The organism is Bacillus pretiosus (assembly GCF_052947655.1).
Window position 1 is genome coordinate 4,085,132 of the sequence record NZ_CM129593.1, and the last position, 24,004, is coordinate 4,109,135.

At 36.0% G+C, this 24,004-nt stretch carries 40 protein-coding genes; 3 read left to right on the plus strand and 37 right to left on the minus strand.

What is annotated here, in order from left to right; genetic code table 11:
* Positions 1–54: 54 nt before the first annotated feature.
* The 26 genes from gpG to ACU8YW_RS21055 all read right to left on the minus strand — a co-directional run bounded on the left by gpG (position 55) and on the right by ACU8YW_RS21055 (position 14,303).
* The gene (gene gpG, locus ACU8YW_RS20930; protein WP_137012070.1) at positions 55–372 is read right to left on the minus strand and encodes a phage tail assembly chaperone G; all 318 of its coding nucleotides are present in this window, start codon (positions 370–372) and stop codon (positions 55–57) included.
* Between the two features lie 49 nt (positions 373–421).
* A complete protein-coding gene (locus tag ACU8YW_RS20935) occupies positions 422–1,030 on the minus strand; it encodes a major tail protein (protein ID WP_426933858.1) in 609 nt (202 codons plus the stop codon).
* Positions 1,031–1,390 carry a tail completion protein gp17 gene (gp17, locus tag ACU8YW_RS20940; RefSeq protein ID WP_330938797.1) on the minus strand — a complete coding sequence of 120 codons (360 nt, stop codon included), beginning with the start codon at positions 1,388–1,390 and terminating at the stop codon, positions 1,031–1,033.
* A complete protein-coding gene (locus tag ACU8YW_RS20945) occupies positions 1,387–1,821 on the minus strand; it encodes an HK97-gp10 family putative phage morphogenesis protein (protein WP_426933860.1) in 435 nt (144 codons plus the stop codon). Before ACU8YW_RS20945 ends, gp17 begins: the two co-directional genes overlap by 4 nt.
* The gene (locus tag ACU8YW_RS20950) at positions 1,814–2,137 is read right to left on the minus strand and encodes a phage head closure protein (protein WP_098720651.1); all 324 of its coding nucleotides are present in this window, start codon (positions 2,135–2,137) and stop codon (positions 1,814–1,816) included. The genes ACU8YW_RS20945 and ACU8YW_RS20950 overlap by 8 nt, the downstream gene beginning before the upstream one ends.
* Positions 2,134–2,412, minus strand: coding sequence for a head-tail connector protein (locus tag ACU8YW_RS20955; RefSeq protein ID WP_426933861.1), 279 nt, complete (start codon positions 2,410–2,412; stop codon positions 2,134–2,136). Before ACU8YW_RS20955 ends, ACU8YW_RS20950 begins: the two co-directional genes overlap by 4 nt.
* A 20-nt stretch (positions 2,413–2,432) precedes the next feature.
* Entirely contained in the window at positions 2,433–3,605 is a 1,173-nt protein-coding gene (locus ACU8YW_RS20960; RefSeq protein ID WP_426933862.1) for a phage major capsid protein, read from the minus strand.
* 37 nt (positions 3,606–3,642) lie between these two features.
* Entirely contained in the window at positions 3,643–4,353 is a 711-nt protein-coding gene (locus ACU8YW_RS20965) for a head maturation protease, ClpP-related (RefSeq protein ID WP_426933863.1), read from the minus strand.
* Positions 4,340–5,593 (minus strand): phage portal protein, encoded by a 1,254-nt coding sequence (locus ACU8YW_RS20970; RefSeq protein ID WP_426933864.1) that lies wholly within the window; start codon positions 5,591–5,593, stop codon positions 4,340–4,342. The genes ACU8YW_RS20965 and ACU8YW_RS20970 overlap by 14 nt, the downstream gene beginning before the upstream one ends.
* A gap of 188 nt (positions 5,594–5,781) precedes the next feature.
* Complete coding sequence (locus ACU8YW_RS20975) at positions 5,782–7,476, minus strand: terminase large subunit (protein WP_426933865.1); 1,695 nt, start codon at positions 7,474–7,476, stop codon at positions 5,782–5,784.
* Position 7,477: 1 nt separating this feature from the next.
* Positions 7,478–7,981 carry a phage terminase small subunit P27 family gene (locus tag ACU8YW_RS20980; protein WP_426933898.1) on the minus strand — a complete coding sequence of 168 codons (504 nt, stop codon included), beginning with the start codon at positions 7,979–7,981 and terminating at the stop codon, positions 7,478–7,480.
* 130 nt (positions 7,982–8,111) lie between these two features.
* Positions 8,112–8,489 carry an HNH endonuclease gene (locus ACU8YW_RS20985; RefSeq protein WP_426933866.1) on the minus strand — a complete coding sequence of 126 codons (378 nt, stop codon included), beginning with the start codon at positions 8,487–8,489 and terminating at the stop codon, positions 8,112–8,114.
* Positions 8,479–8,832, minus strand: coding sequence for a hypothetical protein (locus tag ACU8YW_RS20990; protein WP_340438954.1), 354 nt, complete (start codon positions 8,830–8,832; stop codon positions 8,479–8,481). Before ACU8YW_RS20990 ends, ACU8YW_RS20985 begins: the two co-directional genes overlap by 11 nt.
* Positions 8,829–9,083: a hypothetical protein gene (locus ACU8YW_RS20995; protein WP_426933868.1), complete on the minus strand. Its 255-nt coding sequence runs from the start codon at positions 9,081–9,083 to the stop codon at positions 8,829–8,831. Before ACU8YW_RS20995 ends, ACU8YW_RS20990 begins: the two co-directional genes overlap by 4 nt.
* 132 nt (positions 9,084–9,215) lie before the next feature.
* Positions 9,216–9,428 (minus strand): hypothetical protein, encoded by a 213-nt coding sequence (locus ACU8YW_RS21000; protein ID WP_426933869.1) that lies wholly within the window; start codon positions 9,426–9,428, stop codon positions 9,216–9,218.
* Positions 9,415–9,678: a hypothetical protein gene (locus ACU8YW_RS21005; RefSeq protein WP_426933870.1), complete on the minus strand. Its 264-nt coding sequence runs from the start codon at positions 9,676–9,678 to the stop codon at positions 9,415–9,417. Before ACU8YW_RS21005 ends, ACU8YW_RS21000 begins: the two co-directional genes overlap by 14 nt.
* Positions 9,671–9,826 carry a hypothetical protein gene (locus ACU8YW_RS21010; protein ID WP_426933871.1) on the minus strand — a complete coding sequence of 52 codons (156 nt, stop codon included), beginning with the start codon at positions 9,824–9,826 and terminating at the stop codon, positions 9,671–9,673. The genes ACU8YW_RS21005 and ACU8YW_RS21010 overlap by 8 nt, the downstream gene beginning before the upstream one ends.
* Before the next feature lie 20 nt (positions 9,827–9,846).
* The gene (locus tag ACU8YW_RS21015; RefSeq protein WP_426933872.1) at positions 9,847–10,017 is read right to left on the minus strand and encodes a hypothetical protein; all 171 of its coding nucleotides are present in this window, start codon (positions 10,015–10,017) and stop codon (positions 9,847–9,849) included.
* A gap of 388 nt (positions 10,018–10,405) precedes the next feature.
* Positions 10,406–10,624, minus strand: coding sequence for a hypothetical protein (locus ACU8YW_RS21020; protein ID WP_088311744.1), 219 nt, complete (start codon positions 10,622–10,624; stop codon positions 10,406–10,408).
* Positions 10,625–10,944: 320 nt separating this feature from the next.
* Positions 10,945–11,247: an antibiotic biosynthesis monooxygenase family protein gene (locus ACU8YW_RS21025; protein ID WP_098649148.1), complete on the minus strand. Its 303-nt coding sequence runs from the start codon at positions 11,245–11,247 to the stop codon at positions 10,945–10,947.
* Positions 11,248–11,564: 317 nt separating this feature from the next.
* Positions 11,565–12,107 (minus strand): site-specific integrase, encoded by a 543-nt coding sequence (locus ACU8YW_RS21030; RefSeq protein WP_016090282.1) that lies wholly within the window; start codon positions 12,105–12,107, stop codon positions 11,565–11,567.
* The gene (locus tag ACU8YW_RS21035) at positions 12,107–12,589 is read right to left on the minus strand and encodes an ArpU family phage packaging/lysis transcriptional regulator (RefSeq protein ID WP_426933873.1); all 483 of its coding nucleotides are present in this window, start codon (positions 12,587–12,589) and stop codon (positions 12,107–12,109) included. The genes ACU8YW_RS21030 and ACU8YW_RS21035 overlap by 1 nt, the downstream gene beginning before the upstream one ends.
* Before the next feature lie 27 nt (positions 12,590–12,616).
* Positions 12,617–12,787: a hypothetical protein gene (locus tag ACU8YW_RS21040; protein WP_098649488.1), complete on the minus strand. Its 171-nt coding sequence runs from the start codon at positions 12,785–12,787 to the stop codon at positions 12,617–12,619.
* Between the two features lie 111 nt (positions 12,788–12,898).
* Positions 12,899–13,081: a hypothetical protein gene (locus tag ACU8YW_RS21045; protein ID WP_426933874.1), complete on the minus strand. Its 183-nt coding sequence runs from the start codon at positions 13,079–13,081 to the stop codon at positions 12,899–12,901.
* A gap of 20 nt (positions 13,082–13,101) precedes the next feature.
* A complete protein-coding gene (locus tag ACU8YW_RS21050) occupies positions 13,102–13,224 on the minus strand; it encodes a DUF3983 domain-containing protein (RefSeq protein ID WP_098649489.1) in 123 nt (40 codons plus the stop codon).
* 863 nt (positions 13,225–14,087) lie between these two features.
* Complete coding sequence (locus ACU8YW_RS21055) at positions 14,088–14,303, minus strand: hypothetical protein (protein ID WP_142334632.1); 216 nt, start codon at positions 14,301–14,303, stop codon at positions 14,088–14,090.
* 1,073 nt (positions 14,304–15,376) lie between these two features.
* Between ACU8YW_RS21055 and ACU8YW_RS21060 the strand changes: the two genes are divergently transcribed.
* From ACU8YW_RS21060 to ACU8YW_RS21070, 3 genes are all read left to right on the plus strand, one after another.
* A complete protein-coding gene (locus ACU8YW_RS21060) occupies positions 15,377–16,489 on the plus strand; it encodes a BclA C-terminal domain-containing protein (RefSeq protein ID WP_446893997.1) in 1,113 nt (370 codons plus the stop codon).
* A gap of 1,084 nt (positions 16,490–17,573) precedes the next feature.
* Positions 17,574–17,714, plus strand: coding sequence for a hypothetical protein (locus ACU8YW_RS21065; protein WP_426933876.1), 141 nt, complete (start codon positions 17,574–17,576; stop codon positions 17,712–17,714).
* A gap of 419 nt (positions 17,715–18,133) precedes the next feature.
* On the plus strand, positions 18,134–18,598 hold the full coding sequence (locus tag ACU8YW_RS21070) for an exosporium protein D (protein ID WP_426933877.1): 465 nt from the start codon (positions 18,134–18,136) through the stop codon (positions 18,596–18,598).
* A 92-nt stretch (positions 18,599–18,690) separates the two neighbouring features.
* Here the strand turns inward: ACU8YW_RS21070 and ACU8YW_RS21075 are convergent, their stop codons facing one another.
* The 11 genes from ACU8YW_RS21075 to ACU8YW_RS21125 all read right to left on the minus strand — a co-directional run bounded on the left by ACU8YW_RS21075 (position 18,691) and on the right by ACU8YW_RS21125 (position 23,948).
* Positions 18,691–19,290 carry a hypothetical protein gene (locus ACU8YW_RS21075; protein WP_330938809.1) on the minus strand — a complete coding sequence of 200 codons (600 nt, stop codon included), beginning with the start codon at positions 19,288–19,290 and terminating at the stop codon, positions 18,691–18,693.
* Positions 19,291–19,600: 310 nt separating this feature from the next.
* On the minus strand, positions 19,601–19,804 hold the full coding sequence (locus tag ACU8YW_RS21080; protein ID WP_330938810.1) for a hypothetical protein: 204 nt from the start codon (positions 19,802–19,804) through the stop codon (positions 19,601–19,603).
* Between the two features lie 211 nt (positions 19,805–20,015).
* Positions 20,016–20,525, minus strand: a complete 510-nt coding sequence (locus tag ACU8YW_RS21085; RefSeq protein ID WP_426933878.1) for a dUTP diphosphatase — start codon at positions 20,523–20,525, stop codon at positions 20,016–20,018.
* Positions 20,526–20,544: 19 nt separating this feature from the next.
* Positions 20,545–20,796, minus strand: a complete 252-nt coding sequence (locus ACU8YW_RS21090) for a hypothetical protein (RefSeq protein WP_000109485.1) — start codon at positions 20,794–20,796, stop codon at positions 20,545–20,547.
* Positions 20,797–20,821: 25 nt separating this feature from the next.
* Entirely contained in the window at positions 20,822–20,989 is a 168-nt protein-coding gene (locus ACU8YW_RS21095) for a DUF3954 domain-containing protein (protein ID WP_000717826.1), read from the minus strand.
* A gap of 18 nt (positions 20,990–21,007) precedes the next feature.
* The gene (locus ACU8YW_RS21100; protein ID WP_426933879.1) at positions 21,008–21,367 is read right to left on the minus strand and encodes a cell division protein SepF; all 360 of its coding nucleotides are present in this window, start codon (positions 21,365–21,367) and stop codon (positions 21,008–21,010) included.
* Positions 21,360–21,608: an AbrB/MazE/SpoVT family DNA-binding domain-containing protein gene (locus tag ACU8YW_RS21105; RefSeq protein WP_426933880.1), complete on the minus strand. Its 249-nt coding sequence runs from the start codon at positions 21,606–21,608 to the stop codon at positions 21,360–21,362. Before ACU8YW_RS21105 ends, ACU8YW_RS21100 begins: the two co-directional genes overlap by 8 nt.
* 3 nt (positions 21,609–21,611) lie before the next feature.
* Complete coding sequence (locus ACU8YW_RS21110; protein WP_446893998.1) at positions 21,612–22,682, minus strand: DnaD domain-containing protein; 1,071 nt, start codon at positions 22,680–22,682, stop codon at positions 21,612–21,614.
* Between the two features lie 57 nt (positions 22,683–22,739).
* Positions 22,740–22,904: a hypothetical protein gene (locus tag ACU8YW_RS21115; RefSeq protein WP_098257764.1), complete on the minus strand. Its 165-nt coding sequence runs from the start codon at positions 22,902–22,904 to the stop codon at positions 22,740–22,742.
* A gap of 12 nt (positions 22,905–22,916) precedes the next feature.
* Positions 22,917–23,177: a group-specific protein gene (locus ACU8YW_RS21120; RefSeq protein WP_426933882.1), complete on the minus strand. Its 261-nt coding sequence runs from the start codon at positions 23,175–23,177 to the stop codon at positions 22,917–22,919.
* Between the two features lie 39 nt (positions 23,178–23,216).
* Complete coding sequence (locus tag ACU8YW_RS21125) at positions 23,217–23,948, minus strand: ORF6C domain-containing protein (RefSeq protein ID WP_426933883.1); 732 nt, start codon at positions 23,946–23,948, stop codon at positions 23,217–23,219.
* Between the last annotated feature and the right edge of the window lie 56 nt (positions 23,949–24,004).

Genomic DNA, 24,004 nt, shown 5'->3' on the forward strand with positions numbered 1-24,004 from the left:
ATAAAGAGAGGTAAAGCTCGTCCATAAATTCACTGAACGTTAGCCCTCCTCCCTCTACGCGTTTGGGTTTTCTTCTTCTCCAGATACAGGATTACCACCAGCCGCTTCGACAGTTTCACTAATAATTGCATTGATTACATCTGAAGTTGTAGATAAGAATTTGCGGGCATCCACACCATCCCAATACTGATCTAATGTAAATTGACCGTCATACACTTTCACCACGAATTGAACCATTTTATCCATATCTTCTGGACCAGGATTATTTGGGATTTCAGCAAGTTCAGGAGCCTGACGGATAAGACGGGCCGGAATAAATTCTGGCATATTAAAGATTTGTTTTTCTTTATTAATTATTAAAGTTAATTTCATAGTTTTTTCCTCCTAAATTTAATAAAAAAGAGAGAGCTTTTGCCCCCTCTTACTTTCCTGCTGGTGGTTGTACTACAGGTTTCTCGTATACCTTTTTGAACCAATTATCTCCAATAACTTTTGTAAACGTAGGTTCATCTTCATCCGCTGTAAACTTAGTTCTATCATCAAAATCACGTTCTATGAATGAACCTTTCAGTTTCGTTGTTTGGAAGTTTGGCTTATCTTTTTTAGTTTCAGCTTCTTCCTCTTCCTGCGAAAGTTTCCCTTTTAATAACCAAACATATCGATATTTTCCATTAGCCTTTAAAAAGCGCCATCCAATTGCTAAATATGGTTTTTCGCCCTCTCGTTTTTCATCTAATACACCATCTGTAACTTCTGGAAATCCCTCAATGTCTGCTTTTGTTGATAACGAAAGACCTCGAACTTCAATTTCAACTTCAACCTCACTGTCAGACTCAGCGATTTCCGATTTTTTATTGTCACTCCACATAATCTCGGTAGCTACTTTTTTAGACGTTTTAACCTTCACTGCGCCTTCCATCTTTTTAACTGTAGTGTAGTCAACACCTGTCGAATCATCTTTTAATGTTTTTGCATAAACTAGGCTATCAACACCGACAGTCGAACTAATTTTAATAACTTCTCCAGCCATCTATAACTCCACTCCTTTCGCGAATCGCATCGCGTAATGAAAAATTTTTGTATCATCTTCATATAAATCAGCAACTGCATAACGTGAGAAACCAATACTTTTCATGATTTCATTCACCTTTTGATGAATTGCTGTTGTACTACCTTTTGACCAAATATCGATTTGGAATGTGATTTCACTTTCGCTTTCATCATTATCTGCAAATCCATCTGGCCTATTGTCTAATTCAAAAAACGTAATACGCGGAAACTCTTCAGCGTTTTTGGCTTTACGATAATAAACACGTTTTCCACCTAATAAAGAAACAAGCTCCTGATTATTTTCAAGAGCTTGTACAATTTCGGGACGTAAATTTATCATAAATTCAACCTCATTTCATTCTTCAAAATGTCTGTCATAGCACGAATTGCTGCTTCTTTTGAAGAATTAAAACCCGGTTCTATAAATGGTTGAGCTGGCATTTTAGATGTTCCCCATTCTACAAACTTTCCATATAAATACGGAGAACGATCCGCTTTGTCTATCCCAATTTTAATAGTTTTTATGCCGCCTTCCATCTTAGCTTTTGTAACTCGTATATTATCAGCCAAATGTTGTCCTGTACGCCACGGTTCGCTTTTCGTTGCTTTTTTAGGACTATCACTTCTTGGAGCTATTTCAGAAATGGCTTTTCGAATAGGTTCTCCACCTGCTGCAAGAGCTTTATCTTCAATCTTTTCTCCACGTAAACCCATTTGCTCTAATTCAGTGATTAAACGATCAAAACCTAGAAAATCTACACCATCAGCCATTCATCCCACCACGCTTCCACATGATTGACAACGTGTGTTTTTCAGTCGGAATGACCGAAACAATGTCATAAATCGTGTTTTTATACTTAATTCTCATATCAGCATTCACATCAGAACGTAAGCGGATTTCTGTTTCACCCTGAACTTCGCTATTAGCCGCTGCTGCTTCAAAGTATTTTCTACCTTTTAAAAAAATAAAAGAGCCCCACACAGTAAAAGAATCTTTATATCCTTCTATCGGATCACCATCTGGGCTCTTTGCATCCTCGTCTATTACTTGGAACGTAAGACGTTTATCTAATTTACCTGGATTCATGTGGAATCACCTACACAATATTGCAATTGGACTAATATTGACTGCAAACTAAATGCTAGTTGTTCAGCTTTTCCAACCACTTCCCGATTTTCATACCAATGAGCAATTAAAATACGAGCTGCTAATTTAGCAAGCTCGCTCTTCAAATCTACATTTTTACTTGTGGCATTCTTAATATATATTTCAGCTGCTGCTATGAAAGATGTAATGAGCTCGTCCTCCTCATCACCATCCACACGAAGATACTTTTTTGCTTCTTCTAATGTAAGTGCCAAGAAGGACACCCCCTAATTTATTAAGCTCCTGTTTTAGGTACAACGATAATTTGTCCATACACAACCGCTTCTGCATCCCATAATGTAACGTCCTCACGCTCAATAGCTCGGAACTCAGTTGTATTACTTCTCCAAGCGTTTCCGCCCTCTTTGGTCATATCAATAGACAATTGTTGTCTATCCCAAAGTACAATCGCTTCTTTTAAATCACCAACAATGAATGGTGCTTTCCCTGCGCCATCTGTTGCGATTGTTTTATTTGATAAGACAACAACAGGCTTGCCAGAAAATAATTTACGAGTTGGGTTTGTTGGATCCGGTTGTAGAAGCGGACGACCATTCTTATCTTCTAGTTGATCTAAGTAATTGAATCCATCCTGGTTTGTAATAATGTTAGCTGATGCTGCAAAGATTGGATCAAGTGTAACGTTTAGTGTTGTTTTTAGCCCGTTATAATCTTTTAAATCAACCTTTGTAAGTTTGTTGATTTCTTGTAAAATTAGATAATTTCGAGTCGCAACAGACTTTTTAGCAATCCATTGACGTAAATAATTTTCTAAAGCTTGATCTGTATCGCTTAATAAATCATTTGGTACAGGTAAGAATCCAGCATAATCATCAATTGCATAAGGTATACGGTCAAATTGTGGAGAAGGAATTTCTTTCATCGCATTTGGATTTCCATACTCTGATAATGGAGCAAATGGTGTAGATGCTGCACGTTTTTCTAATGTACGAGCACCTTTATTTGTTGAAACTGGTTGTACATTTACATATTGTTCTAAGCTATCAGTTGTTTGTTTTAACTGATTAATTGTAGTTGTGATATCTTCTGGAACGATGTATCCGCCATCTTCACCTTTATTTTCAGATAGTGCCGCTTTATATTCTTGCATGATACTTGCTTCTTCATGAGTTAGATTTTGACCGCGAATTGCTTTCATAAATACTTCTTTATATGATGCATCTTCATTTTTAATTGAATCTGGGACTAATGCACCCGTTTGCGAGTTTACAGGTTCAGGAACTTGAATTTGCTTCATCGCTAGATAGTTATCTAGTTCGTTTTTTGCATTTTTCGCTTCCTCAATTTTTGCTTTTGCATCTTCATATTTACCGCTATTGTTAAACTCTTCAGCCTTCGCTTTTAAATCAGCAACTTTTTGACGTAACTCTTGTTCATGTTTATCCATTAGGTATTTCCTCCTTGTATTGGCACAAAAAATAGACCTATAGTTCTAACAGGTCTATTGCATTTTGAATTTTTAATCGTTCTTTATTATCCTTCTTTGGAATAGAAAGAGCTTTTGCTACTACTTTACTTGGTGTTTTTTGATATTTATCAAAGTAATCACTCGTACATGCTGCAACGTCTTTTGCTTCCACAACCTCTATATTGAAGTATTTTTCAGCTTCTTCACCACTTAACCAGGTCTCAGCATCTACTAATTGTTGAATTTCTTCAATTGCAATGCCTTCTTTCAAATTTTCTTTGTACACATTCATGATTCCAGACTCAATGTTATCCAAATCTTCTGCTGCCTTTCGGAAATCAATTGCATTTCCAGCTGCATACGTCCAAGGTTTATGAATCATCAAGAAAGCGTTAGAAGGGACAACAACACGATCACCGGCTAGGGCGATTACAGAAGCAATTGATGCTGCAACACCATCCACATAGACAGTTTTTTGAGCTTTATTGCGCTTGAGCATATTATAAATAGCCAAACCAGCAAATACTGAGCCCCCACCACTATTTACATAGATATTTAAGTTACTTTTATCATCTAATTGTCCTAAAATGTTTTTCACATCATCAGGCATAACATCAGAATCGTCCCATTTCCATCCGGAATTATTTATGATGTCGCCATAAATGAATAGATCGGCTGAAGAATTTGTCTGATTTTTAATAGTAAACACGTCTTTAATTGTCCTCACCTCCTTTCAGCGACAAACCTCCACTTGCTTTCGCTAATTGGTATTCATCCGCAATTTCAATAGATACATGATTTAGATCAACACGGTGTTTATCACCGTATTCTCCAATTCCATCTATGTCTTCAAGCTCTAATACTTTATTGATCGAAAAAGCACCAGCATCTAACATAATCTTATAGAATTCTGCTCTTGATTTAGAATCAGCACGGAGTAAACTTGTTAGATTAAACTTTAAGTAATATCGTTTTTGCTCATTAAATGAAAATGCTTTATAAGAAAACTCTTCTTCATACTGAATAAGAATTGGACTCAATGTATTTTGAATAAAATCCAACGCTTGTTGCTCAATATTGGAGAAAGTAGCACGATCTAGCTCATTAATCATGTGCAACGGAATATTAAAGATATTTGCAATCTCGCCTTTATCAAATTTCATACCTTCAATAAATTGAGCGTCTTTCAAAGGCATTCCAACCTTTTCAAACTCTAAACCAGCATCTAAAATTGCAATCCTTTGAGCGTTATTTAATCCTGTATTTGCCTCTTCCCAAGCATCACGAAGTACATCCTTTGCTTCTTTTCCAAGGGCTTGTTGAGTTTTCAATATCCCACTATGCGCTGCACCATTCGTAAAGAATTTACCTTTAAACTTTTGTGCTGCTTGTGAGCTACCTATAGACTCTCTTGCAATCTGAATAGGCGGTTTCCCTTTCAAACCATCAGTGGACAATGTAGTAAGATGAATTATGTCATCATCAGGTATTTTTACAGGTGTACCATCTGGCAAACTCGTAAAATACCATAATTTATTCGTCTTTAAGTCCACAGTGGGGGTTGTAACCGCCGGATTTAATCCCCATAATTCCTTTGGTCTGCCATCCACACCCCAATGGATATTGATGTAAGCATTTCCCCATGTATTACGGTGTGTTTCGATTAAATGTTTGAATTTAAATGGGCTTTGAAATGGATTTGGTCTTCTTTCTAAAACAAAGGAAACCTGATGCATCTTATCTCGTTCTCTTCCCTTTGCTGTCTTTTTAAATGTTTGAAATGGAAGCATTGCAACACTATTTGCAAGGATATTAATACATCGGTAAACTGTTGGAACACTTAAAGATGACTCAACTGTTACTTTTTCACCGCTTGCGGCTTGATAACCAAACAAACTTTTAAACCAAGGAGCCGGATTTCTTAAATCTGTTGTATCCTGGTTTCTAAATAACTGCCGAAAAATCAAAAATTTCACCTCCTTCCTATCTTCTGATCATTATCACCCCCAACATTGTGAGAATAACTCCTAACAAATACCATCCAAAAATGGGATTAATAAAAAAGGTCGTCCCGATAATGATGGACAACCCTGAAATGAATAAAATATCATCTAAAATACTGATAAAAAACAATAAAAACCTCATGTAATTCCTCCTAGAATGAGAAATCTTGACTTAATATATATGAATTTAAGTTCATCTCACCAGAATTAAGCATACAACGAACATGTGAATTTATTACAGCCGCAATTGGATCAATTCTTTCTGTTGCTTTTGACTTGTCCAACATAATGTTTTCGTTAGCATCCTGCCTTGTTATAGCATTACTAGTTGCCCAATTTAATACAGGGTTGTTATTATGGATAACTTTATTTAGATACACTTGTTCTCGAAAATCTTTTGTAGGACCTGATAAAGTCGCCATTCCTTGGCGTATCTCTATCATCGTATAGCCTTCAGCTTCCATGTCTTGCATAAACTGTGTTGCATTCCATGGATCAGCACATATTTCTTTAATTTTGAACTTATTCTCTTTCTCCATGTTTCTAATATGTGTTTTGATAAATTCATAATCAACTACCGCACCAGGAGTTGTCGTAATCCATTTTTGTTGTACCCACAGATCATAAGGAACTTTATCCGTTTGTCTCTTCTCAGCTAATGTATCTTCCGGCATAAAGCTATGACTTAAAACAATGTACTTATCATCTTTCTTAAACTCAAATGAAATGCTTGTTAAATCAATTTTGGCTGATAAGTCGACTCCTACTGTACATTCCAAACCTTTTAATTCAGATAATTCAACCGTTCCATCGCAATCTTTCCACTTTTTCATATCCATGTAGCCGTTTTCCTTCATATCAACCCATCGATTCATATTTTTAGTAAGGAAATTCCGCATTTTCTCAGGTACATCTAACGCTGATTGTAGCTCCCCTTTTAAAAAAGAGCGCCCTTCTTCATAGCTACATAAAATAGGGTTTGCCTTTTCCCATACATTTGGATTTGTGATTTCATCATTTTTATCTAATTCATTGACCATTACAAAATACTCTTCATTTTCAATATCAATATTCGGATCTAGAATCTTAGAAACATATTGATATTCCACACGATAGCATGGATTATTCAAATTGAATCCTGCCGTTGTAATAATCATCATTAAAGGATTTGGTCGCGCACCTGAACCTGATACAAGGACATCATAAATCTCAGAAGTAGCATGAGCATGATATTCATCAATAATCCCGCATTGAACATTTAAACCGTCACCAGACTTGCCGGCATCTTTTGATAATGCTGAAATAAAAGAGTTTGTCTTTAAATGTTCAATTTTCCCATAAGCGATATTAAATTTTCCTTTTAAATCATCGCATCCATTCATCTGTGCTTTAATCTCATTCCAAACGATTTTACTTTGCTCTGTTTTTGTGGCACCAACATATACTTCAGACATATTCTCACCAAAGGCCATTGCTTCATATGAACCAACGCACGCTAAAGATTGCGACTTTGCATTTTTACGACCTACTTGCCAATAAGCTTTTTTAAATCGACGTAATCCCGTATTTCTATGCATCCATCCATAAATATTGCTAAATACAAAGATTTGTATAGAATGTGGTTCAATCCTTTTCCCAGCCAATTTCCCTTTTGTATGTTTAAATAAAGACATCCATTTTAAAAAACGAAGTGCCTTTTCTTCATTGAAGACATAAGGGAAATCTTCAGAACCTTCACGATCGATATCTCTTAGAAATCGTTTACAAGCTTGTTTATGTTTTTGACAGGCAACGACCTCACCACTTAATACATCATCACAATAGTCCAACATCCATTGTCTAATCACGTTATACGTCAAACTCCTTTTCTACGTTAGTTTTCGGTCCTTGTTTTATATTTGGAATTACTATTTTTGCTCTTGCACTTGGTGTAAGACCAAACTCAACAGCCAGGGCCTTCATTTGCTCATGTAACTGCTTCTTCTTTGTGAGTAGTGGATGTGGCACTTTATTGGTTTCAGCTGCCTTATTGGTATATTCAACAAGTAGTCCTTCTTCTCGAATGATCTTAGTGCATTCAACATAGTCAGAAAAAGCATCACAATAGGTTGCTAGTGCATTTACATCTATGTTTGTAATAACATCCAATTCCAATAATTCACCTGCAATTCGTTTGAACTCTTTCTTAGCGGCTGAATCTAACCATATTGGTGGTTTTACTTTATCCTTTTTTGCTTGCAACTTCTTTTCAGCCGCTAATCTTTGATCGATTTCTTCTTTTGTTAATCGATTTGTATTTCCTTCTAACAAATGTAGATGAATCGGTTTCGCTTTTCTTCCTATGAGAACCACCTCCTTCAAGCGAACCCCCTTTTATGGAATAAAACGAACTTTTTGCACAGAAAGCTAGGCGGCGGTCTCCAGGGAGTCGCCTTTTGCTTTTTCATAGTGGGGGGTTGTTTGTGAATTTTTTTCTTTCGAATCATTTTCCGTTTTTCTTCTCATCTTCTTTTGTTTTCTTATTGTGGCAAGCATGACAGAGTGTTTGTAAATTAGATGTCTCTAATCGTTTTGACCAATCCACTCTAATAGGTATGATATGATCGACTACATCACCTATCTTAATGATGTCATTGCTTCTACATTGAACACATAAGCCATGATCTCTACGATAAATAAACTCACGCATATCCTTCCACAATCTTGAGTTGTAGAATGAACGTGAGCTTTTGTTTCGAATATGTTTGTCGTAATATCTTACAGTTTCATTTTCATTTTCGATATGTTTAGTACAATACTTATCCCGTGTTAGTTCGTTGCAACCTAACGACTTGCAGGGCTTGAATGGTTTACTTGGCATGTGTATCACCTGACGCTTTAGGTATCGTTATACCATTGCATTTAGAACAACGTTTACCAGCACCTGTTACTATATCTATTGTTGATTCATAACCGCAATTAAAACATTCACAGTTCATTTGGTTTCTATTCTTCCATTTATAAAACAACTTCGCTATATTAAACCCAAGAAGAATAATCCAGAAAGGAGCGAGACAAATGGCAAATATAATAGAAATAATAAATGTACTCACTATATATACACCATCATGTTTCTTCCGTTGTCCAACGTCTCTCGCAACTGGATACATCGTAATGGAACTATAAAGTAAACCAATAATAAGATAGGCTAATATCATTATCATTTACTTCCCTCCATCTTCTTCCTCAACCGTTTCATTTCATTCTCGATGTCTAGGTTCCTCTTGTTAATACGCTCATGACACTTTGCAATATCAGCTTGATGCTTACGAATCTTATCGTTCACATATGCAGCAACATGTTCATGGCCACAATGAGGACACGTGAAGTAACACTTCTCAATACGATTAGGTAGCTGTACTACTTTCGGTTGCATATTGTAGTCTTTATTACAGTTAGAACAATAGACTTGCATCTAACCTCACTCCTTTAGAAAGAATATTCCGATTATACATTTACAAATAAATACAAATTGCTATAATAAAATTAACATTGCCATCAGGAAAAGCGATTCGCCCCCATGCGAGTTGCTTTTCCTTTTTTATGGCTATTGCTTTAAAAATTCATCCATCGTTTTTTCAAGTAAACTAACCATCGCTTCTCTCTTTTGCTTTGGCGTTGTATTATCTTCCATCTCATTAAAGATAGGAAGCACACTTTCTAATTTTTGTTTATCGATACGCTCATTTACAAGATCTGTTCCTAACATCGAAATGAATGTGCTGATTATAACTGCTTGTTCTTGTTTAGTTAGCTTCATTTATTTCACTTCCTTTAATTACCCGACATTGGATTGAATCAGCTGTATGATTAACTGTAGACTTTGATAACAATTTACCTCCACAATAGATTCTCACTGTATCACTTCTATTTGTAAACTTATCCATAACCTTTTCTAACTTCTCCAACGCTTCCGCACATTCATTAGCAGCTTCTGTTACTTCTTTAATCTTTTCTAACGCTTCAGTTGTATCAGCAGTTACCTCAACAATTAATTTGTTATTAGCCATTCTGTTCTTCCTCCTTTTGAGCCGTTAACTCTCTACTTAACCTCATCGTCTCTTCCTTATCAACAGTTTTACATTTAGGACAACCTACAAAAATATCACCATCAAGTGGTATCTGAATCCACTCATGTTCGCATGCTTGTTCACTCATAGCTGTAATGTCACCTTCATCTACCTTTGAAGCAACCTTTTTTCTAAATCGCCAACATATTTCCTTAATGTATCTACAGTTTCACTCAAAGTGTTAATTTTTCCTTGCATGATCATTTTCTCCATATACATTTGTTGTGCTGTTGTTTCTAAGACTTCAAGCCTATGATTTATAACATCTTTATCTTCCATCCTTCATCCCCCTCCAAAATAAAAAGCACCCGAATGGATGCTTTTTTACAGATTATTAATTTGTACTTTAATTGCGGTACGTGAAGTTTTATTCTTCTTCCAGTCACCTAATGATGAACCGCTGATATGCATCAACAATATTAAGTAACTGGAAGAAGAGCAAAAGCTCTCCCCCGTTTACACAACAGATTTTGACCTTGGCATTAAAAACAAGAATCAACATCTCATTCAAACCTCAACCATCACCCATAGCCTAACGATCCATTTGAATTATAAAGGAACGTGAAAAATGTTTTCCGCCACTTCTCACATTACAAATATATCACGTAAATCCCAAAACAACCGGCACATTTACTGCCAAAAAGCGGTCACGACTCTGCCACTTATTTTATATTTCAAACTCTTTAACCTCATCCGTTAATTCAACTGGTACACCGAAGATACTTTTTTTCATTTCTGTCATCTTCTTTTTAATAATCCATTCTGGATAATTCAATTCTTCTAAAATACTTCTAAAATAAGTTGGATTTAGCTTTAACATATTAGGATTCCTTCCAGTATTCCTTTTATATTTAATTATTGCTTCTAATAGCTCTTCATTTAACATGAATCACAATTACCTCCCCCTTATATTTTATATTTATGTATATACACCATGCAATTCCTTGATACTACCAGTTACCCATATCTTATATTGTGTGTAACTGACCCCTTCGCTGAATCCCTTGGTATCAATGGTTTCATTTAACTTTCTCTTTTGAGTTACACAGTACGAAAATTATGAGTAACTGTATAGGGATACCACCAACATTTTGCAAAATAACCTACGCTATGCACAAAAATAAAATAAGCTGCCCATGTGGACAGCTTATTTACATAATTATCGTTATTGGTAGTTACTTTTCAAGTATTAATAGACGGTCAAGTTCAGTTTCGTGATAAATCTACACGCTCAAAGTGTTCAACTGTTGGAAATGGATCATAAAAGTGATGCAATAATGCTTTCCACTCTTGATATTGTTCAGATTGACGAAATCCTATCGTGTGGTCTTCTAAAGTTTCCCATTGCACAAGGAGCAAATACTTTCCTTTCTGCTCCATACAGCGTTGTAATTCATGATTTATGTATCCTTGCATGGAAGAGATGATTGAGGATGCTTGCTTAAATACTGATTCATACTCCGTCTCCATACCGTCTTTTACTTGCAACATGACTGCTTCTAAAATCATTTTGAACTCCTCCTTCTTTTCCTAATTGTACCATGTGGTGGGAACGCTGGATGGGGAGTTTTGATGTATAACATATTCACGTCAAGTTAACATAACGTCTCATTATCGGTAGCAATGAAAAGAGGAAATCGTACGCTCACCAAGGAACCTTCTTTTTTTGTTCTATGGATCTATGCATTTTTTTATACATTCCTATCCTAGTGCGGTTTTAGGGCTCTTGTTTGTTACTGGAACTGTATAAAATCTTGCATACTCTTAGCGTAGTTTTTTTCCAAAATGCTGCGATACCCCTAGACTAAAAAAGAAATAAGCAATGATTATATTTTAAACCTAGTCATTGCTTTATCCATTGCATCTTGGTTTACACCTATATAACGTAACGTGACCTTCTCTGACGAATGATTAAATATCTCCATGAGTAATGCTATGTTTTTTGTTTGCATGTACATATGATAACCGTACGTCTTTCTGAGCGTATGTGTTCCTATTTCATCTAACCCAAACTCTGCTGCCGCTCCACTTAGTATCTTATATGCCATGCTACGACCGATTGGACGATTTTTACCTTGTCTACTTTGCAATAGGTACTCATTATCTTCTCTTTCTTCAATGAACCATTTAAGTTCTCTTTTTAGTGCTGCAGTAATTTGTATTCGTTTCTGTTTCCCCGTTTTCTTTTCTCTCATAGATATATGACTACCTTTGACATCTCCTACCTTCAATTTCAAAATGTCCGAGATTCTTAGACCTGTATTGATTCCCATAATAAAGAGAATGTAATTACGTAAGCTCTTCTCCTTAAAATAATCTTTTAGCTGCTGTATTTCTTCTGGATCACGTATTGGCTGAACAAAATTCATTATTCATTACCTCCAGTCTCTTCTGTCTCGTAAACTTCTAATCCAAGTGCAAAAGCAAGCTTATAAAATGCTTTAGACTTCCAACGTCGATAAGTACGCTCTGACATCCCTATTTCGTTATAAACCATGTAATCACATACGTCCTCTTCTTCTAAATAACGTTTATAAATAATATCTCTTTGAATGCTTCCTGCACGTCCGTTCCCTAATCGATTTAGAAACTGATCAATACGTACTGACATTCTTTCAAGCCACTCTTCTCGTTTACTTTGTTGGATATTTGATATAGCAACATCTTCTAACGGCTTTCCAACTGAACATGTAGGGCAATGCTCACGTATTTCATAAGAAGGAGTGACTTTCATTTCTTTACGCATCATCCCAAATTGTCTATGTATACGTACGCTTTCCAACACACCTTCTAATTCCTCTTGTGTCGCTACTCTATCGATTTTTGGTAAGAAAAATAATTGTTTAGTCATGTAAGACCACTCCTTTTTATTTTTAAATTACTTTTGTCTTAATGCTCCACGTCTACGTTCATATCGTGGTCCACGAATCCCCATTAAATCTTCAATATCACGAGTACTTAATTTCTCTCTTTGTTTTTTCTTATTTTTCTTCTTTGCTTGTTTCGATTGCTTTTCCCACTCGCGTAACTGATCTCTTAGCACCTTCATTTCCCCATCTCCCTTTTCAAAATAAAAAGGACACCTATTCCTAAAACAGCTTTAATTGCTGTTCTAATGAATTGGTGTCCTCTAGTTTTCTAGCCGGACTGTATTTGTTTTTCACTTTAATTTAGCTTTTTTACTTCCCTTATAAAATCCATACCGATGATCAACCTCTGAAATAAAGATTACAAGTGCCATAATGATTCCCACTTGTATGAAGCTTTTTGAATTACTAAAGGTCACGAACATAATGATTAAGTAAAGAGCCCAATACATTCCGAAAAACTGTTTACTATTCATTTTTTATTCCTCCAGTACTGTTATTTTATTATTCCAGCTTGAACAAAAATGTTTCTCCAAGCGTTATCGACTTGATGTTTCTCTACTGCCTTCGCGCGACGAGCGATTGCTTTTCTAATTTTTCTTTTCTTCAAACCTTTCATTCTCCCAACCTCGCTTTAGTTGCGATAGGTAAGACTTTGAAGTTATCTCCATCTTTTCCCCCGCTTAGCACTGTACGTGCGACTTTCATCGCATACAGCGCCCCATCTTATCCTTTTATACTAAAGCAACTAGATTACAAACAATGTTGTACTCACCAACGTATTCATTCCCTTTTCTTACGAAAAGTCACATCATCTTACTCGATCCTGTGAGTTACATCCAGTTGATTTAGTTTTCAAAGAACAAGACTAGGGACTATCCCTCCACATCCGTTACATGCTTCATCGGTACTGTGTCCCCACCTTCACAAGAATGAAGCAACTTCGGTTCGTTAGAACCTTATATGCACCTGTCCGCTAGTAGGCGTTGGTGACAGTTTCTTGCTTACCACGTTCCGATTGACCTAGCTATTCATATATCCTTAGGTGCTTGCTTTAAGCCTGTTATCTTTACATCCTCATCGTTAGATGTTCCGAATTTCATATCCTTTAATCTTACTTTTCGGTAGATAGCATCGTCATTGACGACATACACATTTCTTGTGTATTAATAATTTAGACCCGTACATTCGCAAGTTCGCCAGTCCGTTATTTAGGACATTCTCACCTTAGATATTTTGTAGCACCCCGACCTATCCATTACCATATGATTTCTCACTTAGGTTTTGTTCAGCCGACTTCACCTAGCTTCATACAATTTGTGACTACTACCACGCCTTGCATGTAGGAGTATCAGATAAGTAGTTTCAGCTCAACCTGACGGCTTTCATTCCTACTTTCAGTCAATCGGTTGTTATTATCAAAATTGATAATCCTCCTCTTTCGTGTTTACACACTTATGAGGAAACGTGTCGCACAAAGGATTATTTTGTTGAGTTTCTTTTATATGGGATAGTAATAGTGGCACTAAACGAACCATCAGGACTACCCCAATCCATTCCTATTATCATTTGTTTGCGTTGTTTCTCATCCTCCATATCAATTGCTGCTGTCATGCATTTATCACAGAAATCAACATCGGTTCCTTCATCATTTGGATCGCATGTTTCCTTGTTGCACATAGGACAAATTTGAACCATTTCTTTTCCTCCCCTGAATAAAACTCAACATTCCGTCAATAATATATATACATCTAGAATTACATCCCTGATTGAAGCAGTTAGCTTTTGCTAGCTGCTCTTTTTATTTCACTGTCACCCATTAGATAAACGTTCATATATTATTTTGTGCCTTCCTTTCTACTAGGGGATCTCGTCATTGTATTTCCGCATAACCTTCATGAAAGAGCACTTTTCGAAGGTGCTCTTTTTTTATTCATCCGAATAATCATTACAATTCTGTACATACTATCTGTAAGCTGCTTTCTTAACAGTGATTGCAGCCTGAAACCTTTTTGGTAATGGAGCAGTTAGCTTTTGCTAGCTGCTCTTTTTTGGAAGTACAAGTACCCATTTACTTTAAGATGAATAAACTATCTTGAACCTTATCTTTACCGACATCCATTGGTTCATCACTCACAAACATAACCTCAAATACACAGAATATTTTTTAAGCGAGCACTCTGGAACAAGTGCTCTTTTTACTTTGGCGGTTTTCTACAAAATGAAATTTTTGTTTAGTTTTCTTTCCTGCATAATATTTCGATATCCGTTTATACTATAGTTGTATCCTATGCTACTTCTAAAAGCGTACAATGGAGCAGTTAGCTACTTCAGCTAGCTGCTTTGTTGTGCCAAATAATTTTTTATTTCTCAACAACCATTATTAGAATTAAAATCCCAATAATGGTAATATGAAAGTAACTTTCAGTCATAATTATTAACATGTCAATTGTTGTTCCCTTTTAAAAGGTCCTGTGTCAACCAGGGCCTTTTAAACTTGTTCCCTACTAAAATAGCTTTTTTGTTCAAATACTTCACGCCCATGAAAAAATTACATTTGGTATCACGTACTCTTTTACACTAAGAGCTTTAATCCGAAGAGCACTTATATATAGTGCTCTTTTTGGTATGGAATGTGAAATAAAGGCTTGCTCTTAAAACCTTTTATGTAATTATTGTAGGGTTTTTCCTTACACCCGTGTGTCTGTTTACTCATAAGTTGTTAAAGTATAAATATAAATTGTTAGTTAATTTATAAGGGAGGTGTAAAAATGAGTAAATTTAAAAAGAAATGTCACATACCCTTTCCATGTTCCTTTCCTTTGCCTCAAATAGGGCCTACTGGGCCTACTGGACCTTCCGGATTGCCAGGAACCGTTGGACCTCCGGGGCCTACTGGGCCTACCGGCATAACTGGAGCAACCGGACCTTCTGGTGGACCTACTGGGCCTACTGGACCTTCCGGCATAACTGGAGCAACCGGACCTTCTGGTGGACCTCCGGGGCCTACTGGGCCTACTGGCATAACTGGAGCAACCGGACCTTCTGGTGGACCTCCGGGGCCTACTGGGCCTACCGGCATAACTGGAGCAACCGGACCTTCTGGTGGACCTCCGGGGCCTACTGGGCCTACCGGCATAACTGGAGCAACCGGACCTTCTGGTGGACCTCCGGGGCCTACTGGACCTACCGGCATAACTGGACCTACCGGCATAACTGGAGCAACCGGACCTTCTGGTGGACCTCCAGGGCCTACTGGACCTACCGGCATAACTGGAGCAACCGGACCTTCTGGTGGACCTCCAGGGCCTACTGGGCCTACCGGATTGCCAGGAACTGTTGGACCTCCGGGGCCTACTGGACCTACCGGATTGCCAGGAACTGTTGGACCTCCGGGGCCTACTGGGCCTACCGGATTATCAGGAATTGTTGGAGCTACTGGGCCTACTGGACCTACCGGACTTACAGTATCCGGGTTATCTCATTATGCTTATGTTTTCAATACAGCAGCTCAAGTTGTTGCTTTAGAAGCACCTATTCTTTTTAATTCACATGGTAGAATGACATCTGGTTTTACTCATACACTGGGAACTTCTCAATTAATGGTTCTTAATGCAGGAGATTATAAAATTTCTTTTTCTGTATCAGGAGTTGAGCCTAATCAATTCACACTTTTTTTAAATGGTGCTCCGGTTACCAGCGCAGTTTATGGATCAGGTGCAGGGACTCAACCAAACAACGGCCAAACAATCCTCGCTTTAGCTGCAGGTGATATTATTACCCTTAATAATCATACTTCCGCTGCTGCGGTTACTTTGCAGACTTTAGCAGGTGGAACACAAACAAATATAAATGCTTCGATTGTAATTGAAAAATTAAATTAATTTAATCATTTATTTCTTGAAACTCTGGCAGTAAATAACCTAGAGTGGATTCTTTTTTAACAAGCAGTTAGCTTTTGCTAGCTGCTCTTTTAATTAAAATAACGATTTTGTTTAAAAGTTTCACAGCCATAAAAAACATACATACAATATCATGTTCACCTTTTTTTCTATATGAATCTTTGTCATAGAGCGCCTTACAAAGCGCTCTTTTTTATTTAAATAAAGATTTTGTTTTACTTTGGCTAGCTACCCTTCCCTTGTATAAATGCACCTTTTTTACATACCATATTAAAATCCAAATAATTCTCTTTTAGGACGGTACTAATATGAACAAGGCATTAAAATACATTTTAATCTTCTTTTGTGCGGTGTTTTATATTGTAATTATTGGCGGTATTGTCTATCAAAACTTTGTTCAAGAGCATTTTATTCCTCCAAGCAAGAAATCTAAGATTGAACATAAACATTCATAATTAGCTATAAGGAGCGCTCTACAAGGCGCTCTTTAACTTTAAAATAAGGATTTTATTTAATTCCCATTCATCTTTTAGATTTCTTTGAATACATTAATATCACAAGAAATTCTATATGGTGCTCTGGTCCAGTTACCTTGAATTTCTTGCAGACCTTGAGAGAAGAATCCGTTTATAACAAACGGGTTCTTTTATTTTTGGTCATACAATAAGAATTTTGTTCAGTTTCACTCTAAAAGTAAAATTGTCATTTTTTCATTCAACCGAGTTCATAACATATTCTTTTCCTCCGATAAAATAATGATTAGGTGTCCCATGCGCATTTTATCCATTGGAAATAATACCTTTCACGTACTTACGTATTAGAAACTTCATTTCTGCATCTTCTGCAATAGCAATTTTGTTCACTTTTTTGATACATTTATGAAACATTCACATGTTATCTTCAGTATGTTCTATTCTTTTTGAAGAACCATGTGAGAATACCAAAACAAGAAGCCCTAGAGCCCTAACTCTAGGGCTTTTTGTTTTTAAATAACGATTTTGTCTTACTCCTCAACCAGATAAAACTGTGTTAAAATTAACCCATAATTTGTAAGGAGGTATTTAAAATGCTTTCACCATATACATGTGTATCTTGTGATCAACCTCTCATACAACACGATGAACATTCGTTTATTCATTACTGTACTAATCCAAATTGTGAAGAAGCAAAATTACACTCGGCTTTGTTGAAAGAGATGGGGTTGTGAACCCTATCTCTTTTTATTTACAATAAGGATTTTATTTAATTCCCATTCATCTTTTAGATTTCTTTGAATACATTAATATCACAAGAAATTCTATATGGTGCTCTGGTCCAGTTACCTTGAATTTCTTGCAGACCTTGAGAGAAGAATCCGTTTATAACAAACGGGTTCTTTTATTTTTGGTCATACAATAAGAATTTTGTTAAAAAACTGCACATTTATTAAGAACATGCATAAAATATAATGTGGTATTCTTTTTCAATATTATTTTTTATCCGAGAGCGCCTTGAATGGCGCTCTTTAATTTTCAAATAACATTTTCAAATAATTACGAGAGCGGATTTTATTATGTTGTACAAGCACTACTTCGCTTTATTAAATAGACTATATAGACATCTAAAAGAAGGGAGCTTTAAATTCATATGGCTGATTACTTTTATAAAGATGGTAAAAAGTATTATAAAAACCAATCGCATTCGGACCACCAAAAAAATAACTGTTTTGTTGAGACTCATACAATTAGTGGTTCAGGAGAAAATTTAAATGGAAATATACCTATATCTATTGACCTCCTAAATACCACTCCACAAACAGTATTTGAAGATTTCACCAACAATCACAATAAAACATTAATTCAGTTATTCGTTGTCGGTATGAGTGCACCCGTTCAAGTAACTATTCTAACAAGAAGATCTAGCATACCAATTACTACTACATTACAACCCGTTCAAACAAAAATATTTCAAGTTGAAGATTTTCAAAGTCTTACTCTTACAAAGCAGGAAGGTCCTAATAGTGCAGTTAGTTTATTTGTTCAAAAAACATTTTGTATCTGCTGTAACGATAATAACGATTCATGTGATGAATATTACCACGAATGTAATTAATAGATTAAATCACCAGAAGAACCCTTTATATAAAGGGTTCTTTTTCTTTCACTCCCCTCATTTCCCCGTTTTTTATTAAAATAACTATTTTGTTATAAAGTCACTGCTTCTGCTGCAGGTTTACTTTTCTCTAATTGCTCTATTGCCATTTGTAGCCCCAACCAATAACCTATTAAACGACGTGGTAACCTTTTTCCGAAATCCCAAATGTATTCCATTGTGTCGGACTCTAATGAGCTATTGCGGTAAACATTCCCCACCCAAAAGTGAAAAGATTCCATGGACGAACTTTCATCAATTGCTGAAACTATATCATCATAGATTTCTTGTCCACCTTCTATTTCGTTCATCTCATACTCTTCCCAAAAGTCATTGAGTTCCTCTTTTGCTTTGTCTTGATCAAAATCCCAACGCTTTCCACAAAATGCTGTTAACTTTTCAGTGAAGTACCCTAAATTGAATCCTTTAATGTTTTCTAATGTTGCTGGACATGTAAGGCTATACACTGCTTCGCCAATATCACCAGAAACAAAAACGTTATATCCTGAAAGAACAAATTTAGCGCGATACATTCCTGTCCCAGGCTTGCCCCAGTAAATAATCTGCAATCCTTCTTCACCTTGAATTTCAGCCACATGATCTTTGAACCAACCTTTTCTAATTTCTCCATTTGCTTTTTCAATGTATTCCATCTCTCATTCCCCTTTACGAATAATCTTTTTTGTATTACACATACTACATCTGAGCCGACTTCCCACCGGCTGTACTCTTTCCAATCGGAGACGCTCCTCCTTAATGTGCAAGAACGTAGCGGGTAACTTAATCGGTTGCCTGCCGTTTTTGCGTATAATCGTAAAAATTCTTGTCTATAATGTTTAGAGAAAACGTCTTATGCCATTTGGAGCGACCTCCAGCACATGATATTTGTACAGCCGTTCCTATAAAGGGAACGGTCTTATTTCATATTCGCGTTCCCTTTTCCGATTAAAATAACGCTTTTGTTTAAATATTGAGCCAACCTTCATACTCACGTATTAATTTTTGTAATGCTTCTTTTGTCATATGTGGGGCAAGTTCTCTATTTACAAACCTTATAAAGTCCATAGGCTGTATATCGAACCCTCCACCTACTCCTTCTTCTGCATCTAACCATTTTTCAGCTGCTTCACTTGCTTTACTTATTAACTCAGCTTTTGTTTTAGGCATATCCACACCTACTTTTCTACAAAATTCAAATTTTATAGCAATCTACTAAAACAACGATTTTGTAGAATTTTTTAAAATTTATATATACTTATAATAAATAATTAGTTATACTATGAAAGTTCCTTACAGTCATAAATATGGAATCGACAATTGCAACAGCTTTACTGCCTTGAGTCCTAGAGTGAAACGCTAGGACTTTTTACTTTCTTTCTTAATACCCGTTATTCTGGCGTTGATGATTTACTTCGTTCTTCTTGCAATATCCTTGTTCAATTTCTTCAAATGTGAATCCTAATTTCCTACCTAATCCTAAGAATGAGTATAGTAACTCTTCATACAGCTCAATATCTTGAGTTGCACGAAATTCCGATACAGCTTCATATACATTATTAAATTGATTGACTAGCGAATTCGATGCGTAAACTCTTGATTTAAGCTCTAACATTGCTAAGTTATAATTTTCAGGTTTAAATCCAATTCCATTTCCTAATGAAGCTATAAAATGCAACCCGTCTACATACTCCATTAAAATGACTTCTCTTTCACTAGGACCTTTATTGCTCCAATGCTTAAAGCATCTTGCTTCATTTGCAAGTTCTCCAATTTCAACCTGTAAAGCAAGGATCATATTGTAAAATAGATTTTGCCCTTCCAATCCGTGTTCCTTGATGATTCTTGTATCTAACACCTTTTGCATTCCAAATATTCTAGTTAAGTTCATTTTGTTTTCCCCTTCCTATTTAGCAAATTCCTAATCCTATCGGACGATTTTCAATCAAATACTTATCAGCCTGATCTATTACAAGGAGAGCAACCTCAGCTTGGTGTCTCCTTAGTGCTTCTGCCATATCTGGTAAACTCATACCTTGATTCCACATTTCACGAAAACGAATTACATCTCTTTCATCCCAAATGAAGTTAGCTTCTTCTAAAGCAATGTATATTTTCAAGCGTGATTCTTTCATCGCTTCATGATTTCTTGCTACACTCATAAGCGAACCTACTTTCTAAAAATGATTATTTTATCTTTTCAGTAAACTTAGTATCCACACGATCAACTTTACCGTTTACCCAAACTGCAACTTGTTCACCAAATCCGCTCATTGGTGGATTTACTGCTGTTACATTTCCATCCTTCACTATTAAAAGCTTGTTGCTGCTAACATCGATTTCTATTTTTTTCATATGTTCCTCTCCCTTTTACTACCGCATGTACTCGACAACATCAGGTTTAAATCCACTTCCTAAGTAAATCCGTACCGGAATTATTTCTTTTTTATCTCTTGCTGCCTTACATAACTCTTCCGCTGTTTCCCAACTAAAGAACTTATCTACAGCTCGTTGAAACCTCCAAATTGCCATTACATATTGTTCAAAGATGTCATAACGATCATCTTGTTTAGTCGTGCGTGGTAATTCATCCGTACCCTTTGCATTTCTTGGAACTTGGACACGTACATCTGCATATGTAACGCGTCCATCTCCTTTTTTTACATTGGCTTTCATTACATCGAACTCACAAATTGCTGGCTCTACATCGAAAATATTTAATTGCTTAGGCATGTACCTTCACGCTCTTTTCAAGAGCATTAAGTAATTCATTTGCTCCCGTCTTACTCAAAAACATTCGCCCGCCTAGCAATTCGATGTTTGATTCAGACACTGCACCCGTTACAAAACATGACTTTTCTTGTTTTCTTAAAACGATGTTTTCCCCCTCAACATGAAAGTCTAATGCTGTTCCTTCAGCGATTCCTAAAGTTCTGCGTAACTCTACCGGAATTACAACACCTATGTTTTTCATACCTTACTCCCCTTTAGTATTTTTATATTTGTTTAATATCTCATCTAAACGCTTTTTGTTTTCCTCAATATCATCACTTTGGGATTGCTGCGGTTGTTGCATTGGTTCAGGTCCTTCCTGTTGATGTAACCAACCTGGCACAGCCTCAGTTCGATTAGCATAGCCTTTACCAGTACGTTTATTATTTTTCTTACTCATCTCAAATCGAGTATCTAATGCAGCAACATCATGTAATGTTTTTACTTTCGCCTTGTCCCAACTACTTAAAATACTGCGGATATATCTCCACTTTGGTACATTTTCATCAATTGCTTTATTAACAGCGTGAGTAATTAATTCATTACCGAATCTATCGCAAAACTCACCTAATTCTTGGATTGCAATTTCACTTAATGGGATTCCCTTTTTAAGTAAAAAGTTGTAACTGATTTTAAATTCCTGATCAATTAATTTCAGAGTTGAAGCGGCGTTATCATCATCATTTATATTTGTAGTAATCTCTGTAGTAATATTTGTAGTAATCTCTGTATTTGTCTTCCGTTCTAATGTAAGAGTCTCTTCCGTTTTATCGTAAGAGGGTGCTACTTTAGAATGTACGACCCCTTTACTTTCTAAAGTAATAGGGCTATTACGTTTCATCGTAGGAGGGGTGCCATTTCCCCAATACATAACAGATATTTGTTGAATCATTTTAGGTATAGGTTCCACATACATAACGTTATTGCACCTAGTTCCGTTGACAACAATTGTCCTAAATTCAATTTTTATAAGACCACGTTCTTTTAAGAAATCACAAGCTTCCTTTACTTGTCTTTTTGTAAATCCAAATGAATCGGCTAATTGTTGATAACTCTTTTGAAGCATGTCTGCCTTGAATTTTTGCTTATATTCAATTTGAGTAGATTGTTCACTTCTTACCTCAGTCGGCTTATACCAATAGACGATTTCTCCTAATATAGTAATCGCGACAATATTAGGTTTGCCATTATCTAACGTAAGTGTTTTAAACCATCCATGGTCTATAACATTACCGCGAAAATGTATTTGTCCTATTTGCAATACCTTGTTGTTCATAACCTTCACTCCTTTTCGTAAATCCAATGTGCTATTTCCCTACTTTCCGTGGTATACTTATAGAAATTTGTTTTTTCTAACGGACCCACTGCCATGGGTCTTTTTATTTTGTTCTACATCACTCCAAGCCCATTTTCTTATCGGCTCATAAGTGATATAAAACAGCCATAAACTACCTGTGATTGAAAATCCGAATATAGCTAATGATGTTAAATCTTCCACAATACCACCTCCTTATTGTTCAGATATCCATTGCAACAAGAACTCTTTTACTTGTTGAGCTGGGAAATACCATTTCCCTCCTACTTTGTGTTTCGGAAATCTAGGATCAAAAAAGAATGTTTTTTGAATGGTATTCCATCCCATACAAGTTCTTCTTTTTAACTCGTTTGCGTCCCAATACACTAACTCTGCATCAATTTCTTTAACTACTTCTTCAACTTTTGTAAGATAAAGATTTCTTACTTCTTTTTCATCTACTTGAACACTAATCATTTTCATATCTCCTTTTCTATCGATTTTTTATTTTATCTATTAAGAAATATAATCATCTAATACACTTGGTCTTTCTGGCGGATACCATCCCGCGATAAATCGCATAGCATTTTGATAAAATTTTCTCGGGATTTTATCGTATTTAGCCACACCGAAATGTCTTTTTAGCGCGCCATAAATCCCTTGATATGATGCATTGTCATAGCCTTCTTTTTTAAGTTCAAAAACACGCTGTTTTACTTTTCTCTGCACAGCTCCTTTGTGTTGCTCAGTAAGCCATAGCTCGTTATCTACTAGCAATTTCATTTTGTTCATTTCTTCTTCCGTTTGATCTTGTCGTGATTTTATTTGTTTTAATTCAGTCATACTGTAGATGATTGCATCTTCAACACTTTTAGGTTGTTGCTGTAAATTTTGTATGTGTTCTTTCATTCGCTTAAATTCTTGTAAGAACTTAATTTTCATTTTCATTGCCTCTGGTGTTATGTAGCTCATTGCAACAATCGCAAATGCATCTTCTGTAAGATTGAACTTTGGATACAATTGCTTATTTTGATAATGCCGGTATTGGGTATGCTCAAAGTTGAGCTGCCCCCATTCCATTTCATTAGCTTCAATCAGTTTCTCTAGCTGGACCTCAATATCTCGAATAACATTTTTGTGTTCTTTCCCAAACATTAGAGCCATTGTTAAACTGTCTGTAACCACTTGATTTCCTTCCATAAAAACAAATTCACTTACTGGATGTTGCATAATTTTCAATTGATTCATTTTCTTCCCTCCTCATCAAGTTAACATAAGGTTAACTTGATATTTTAAAAAAATGA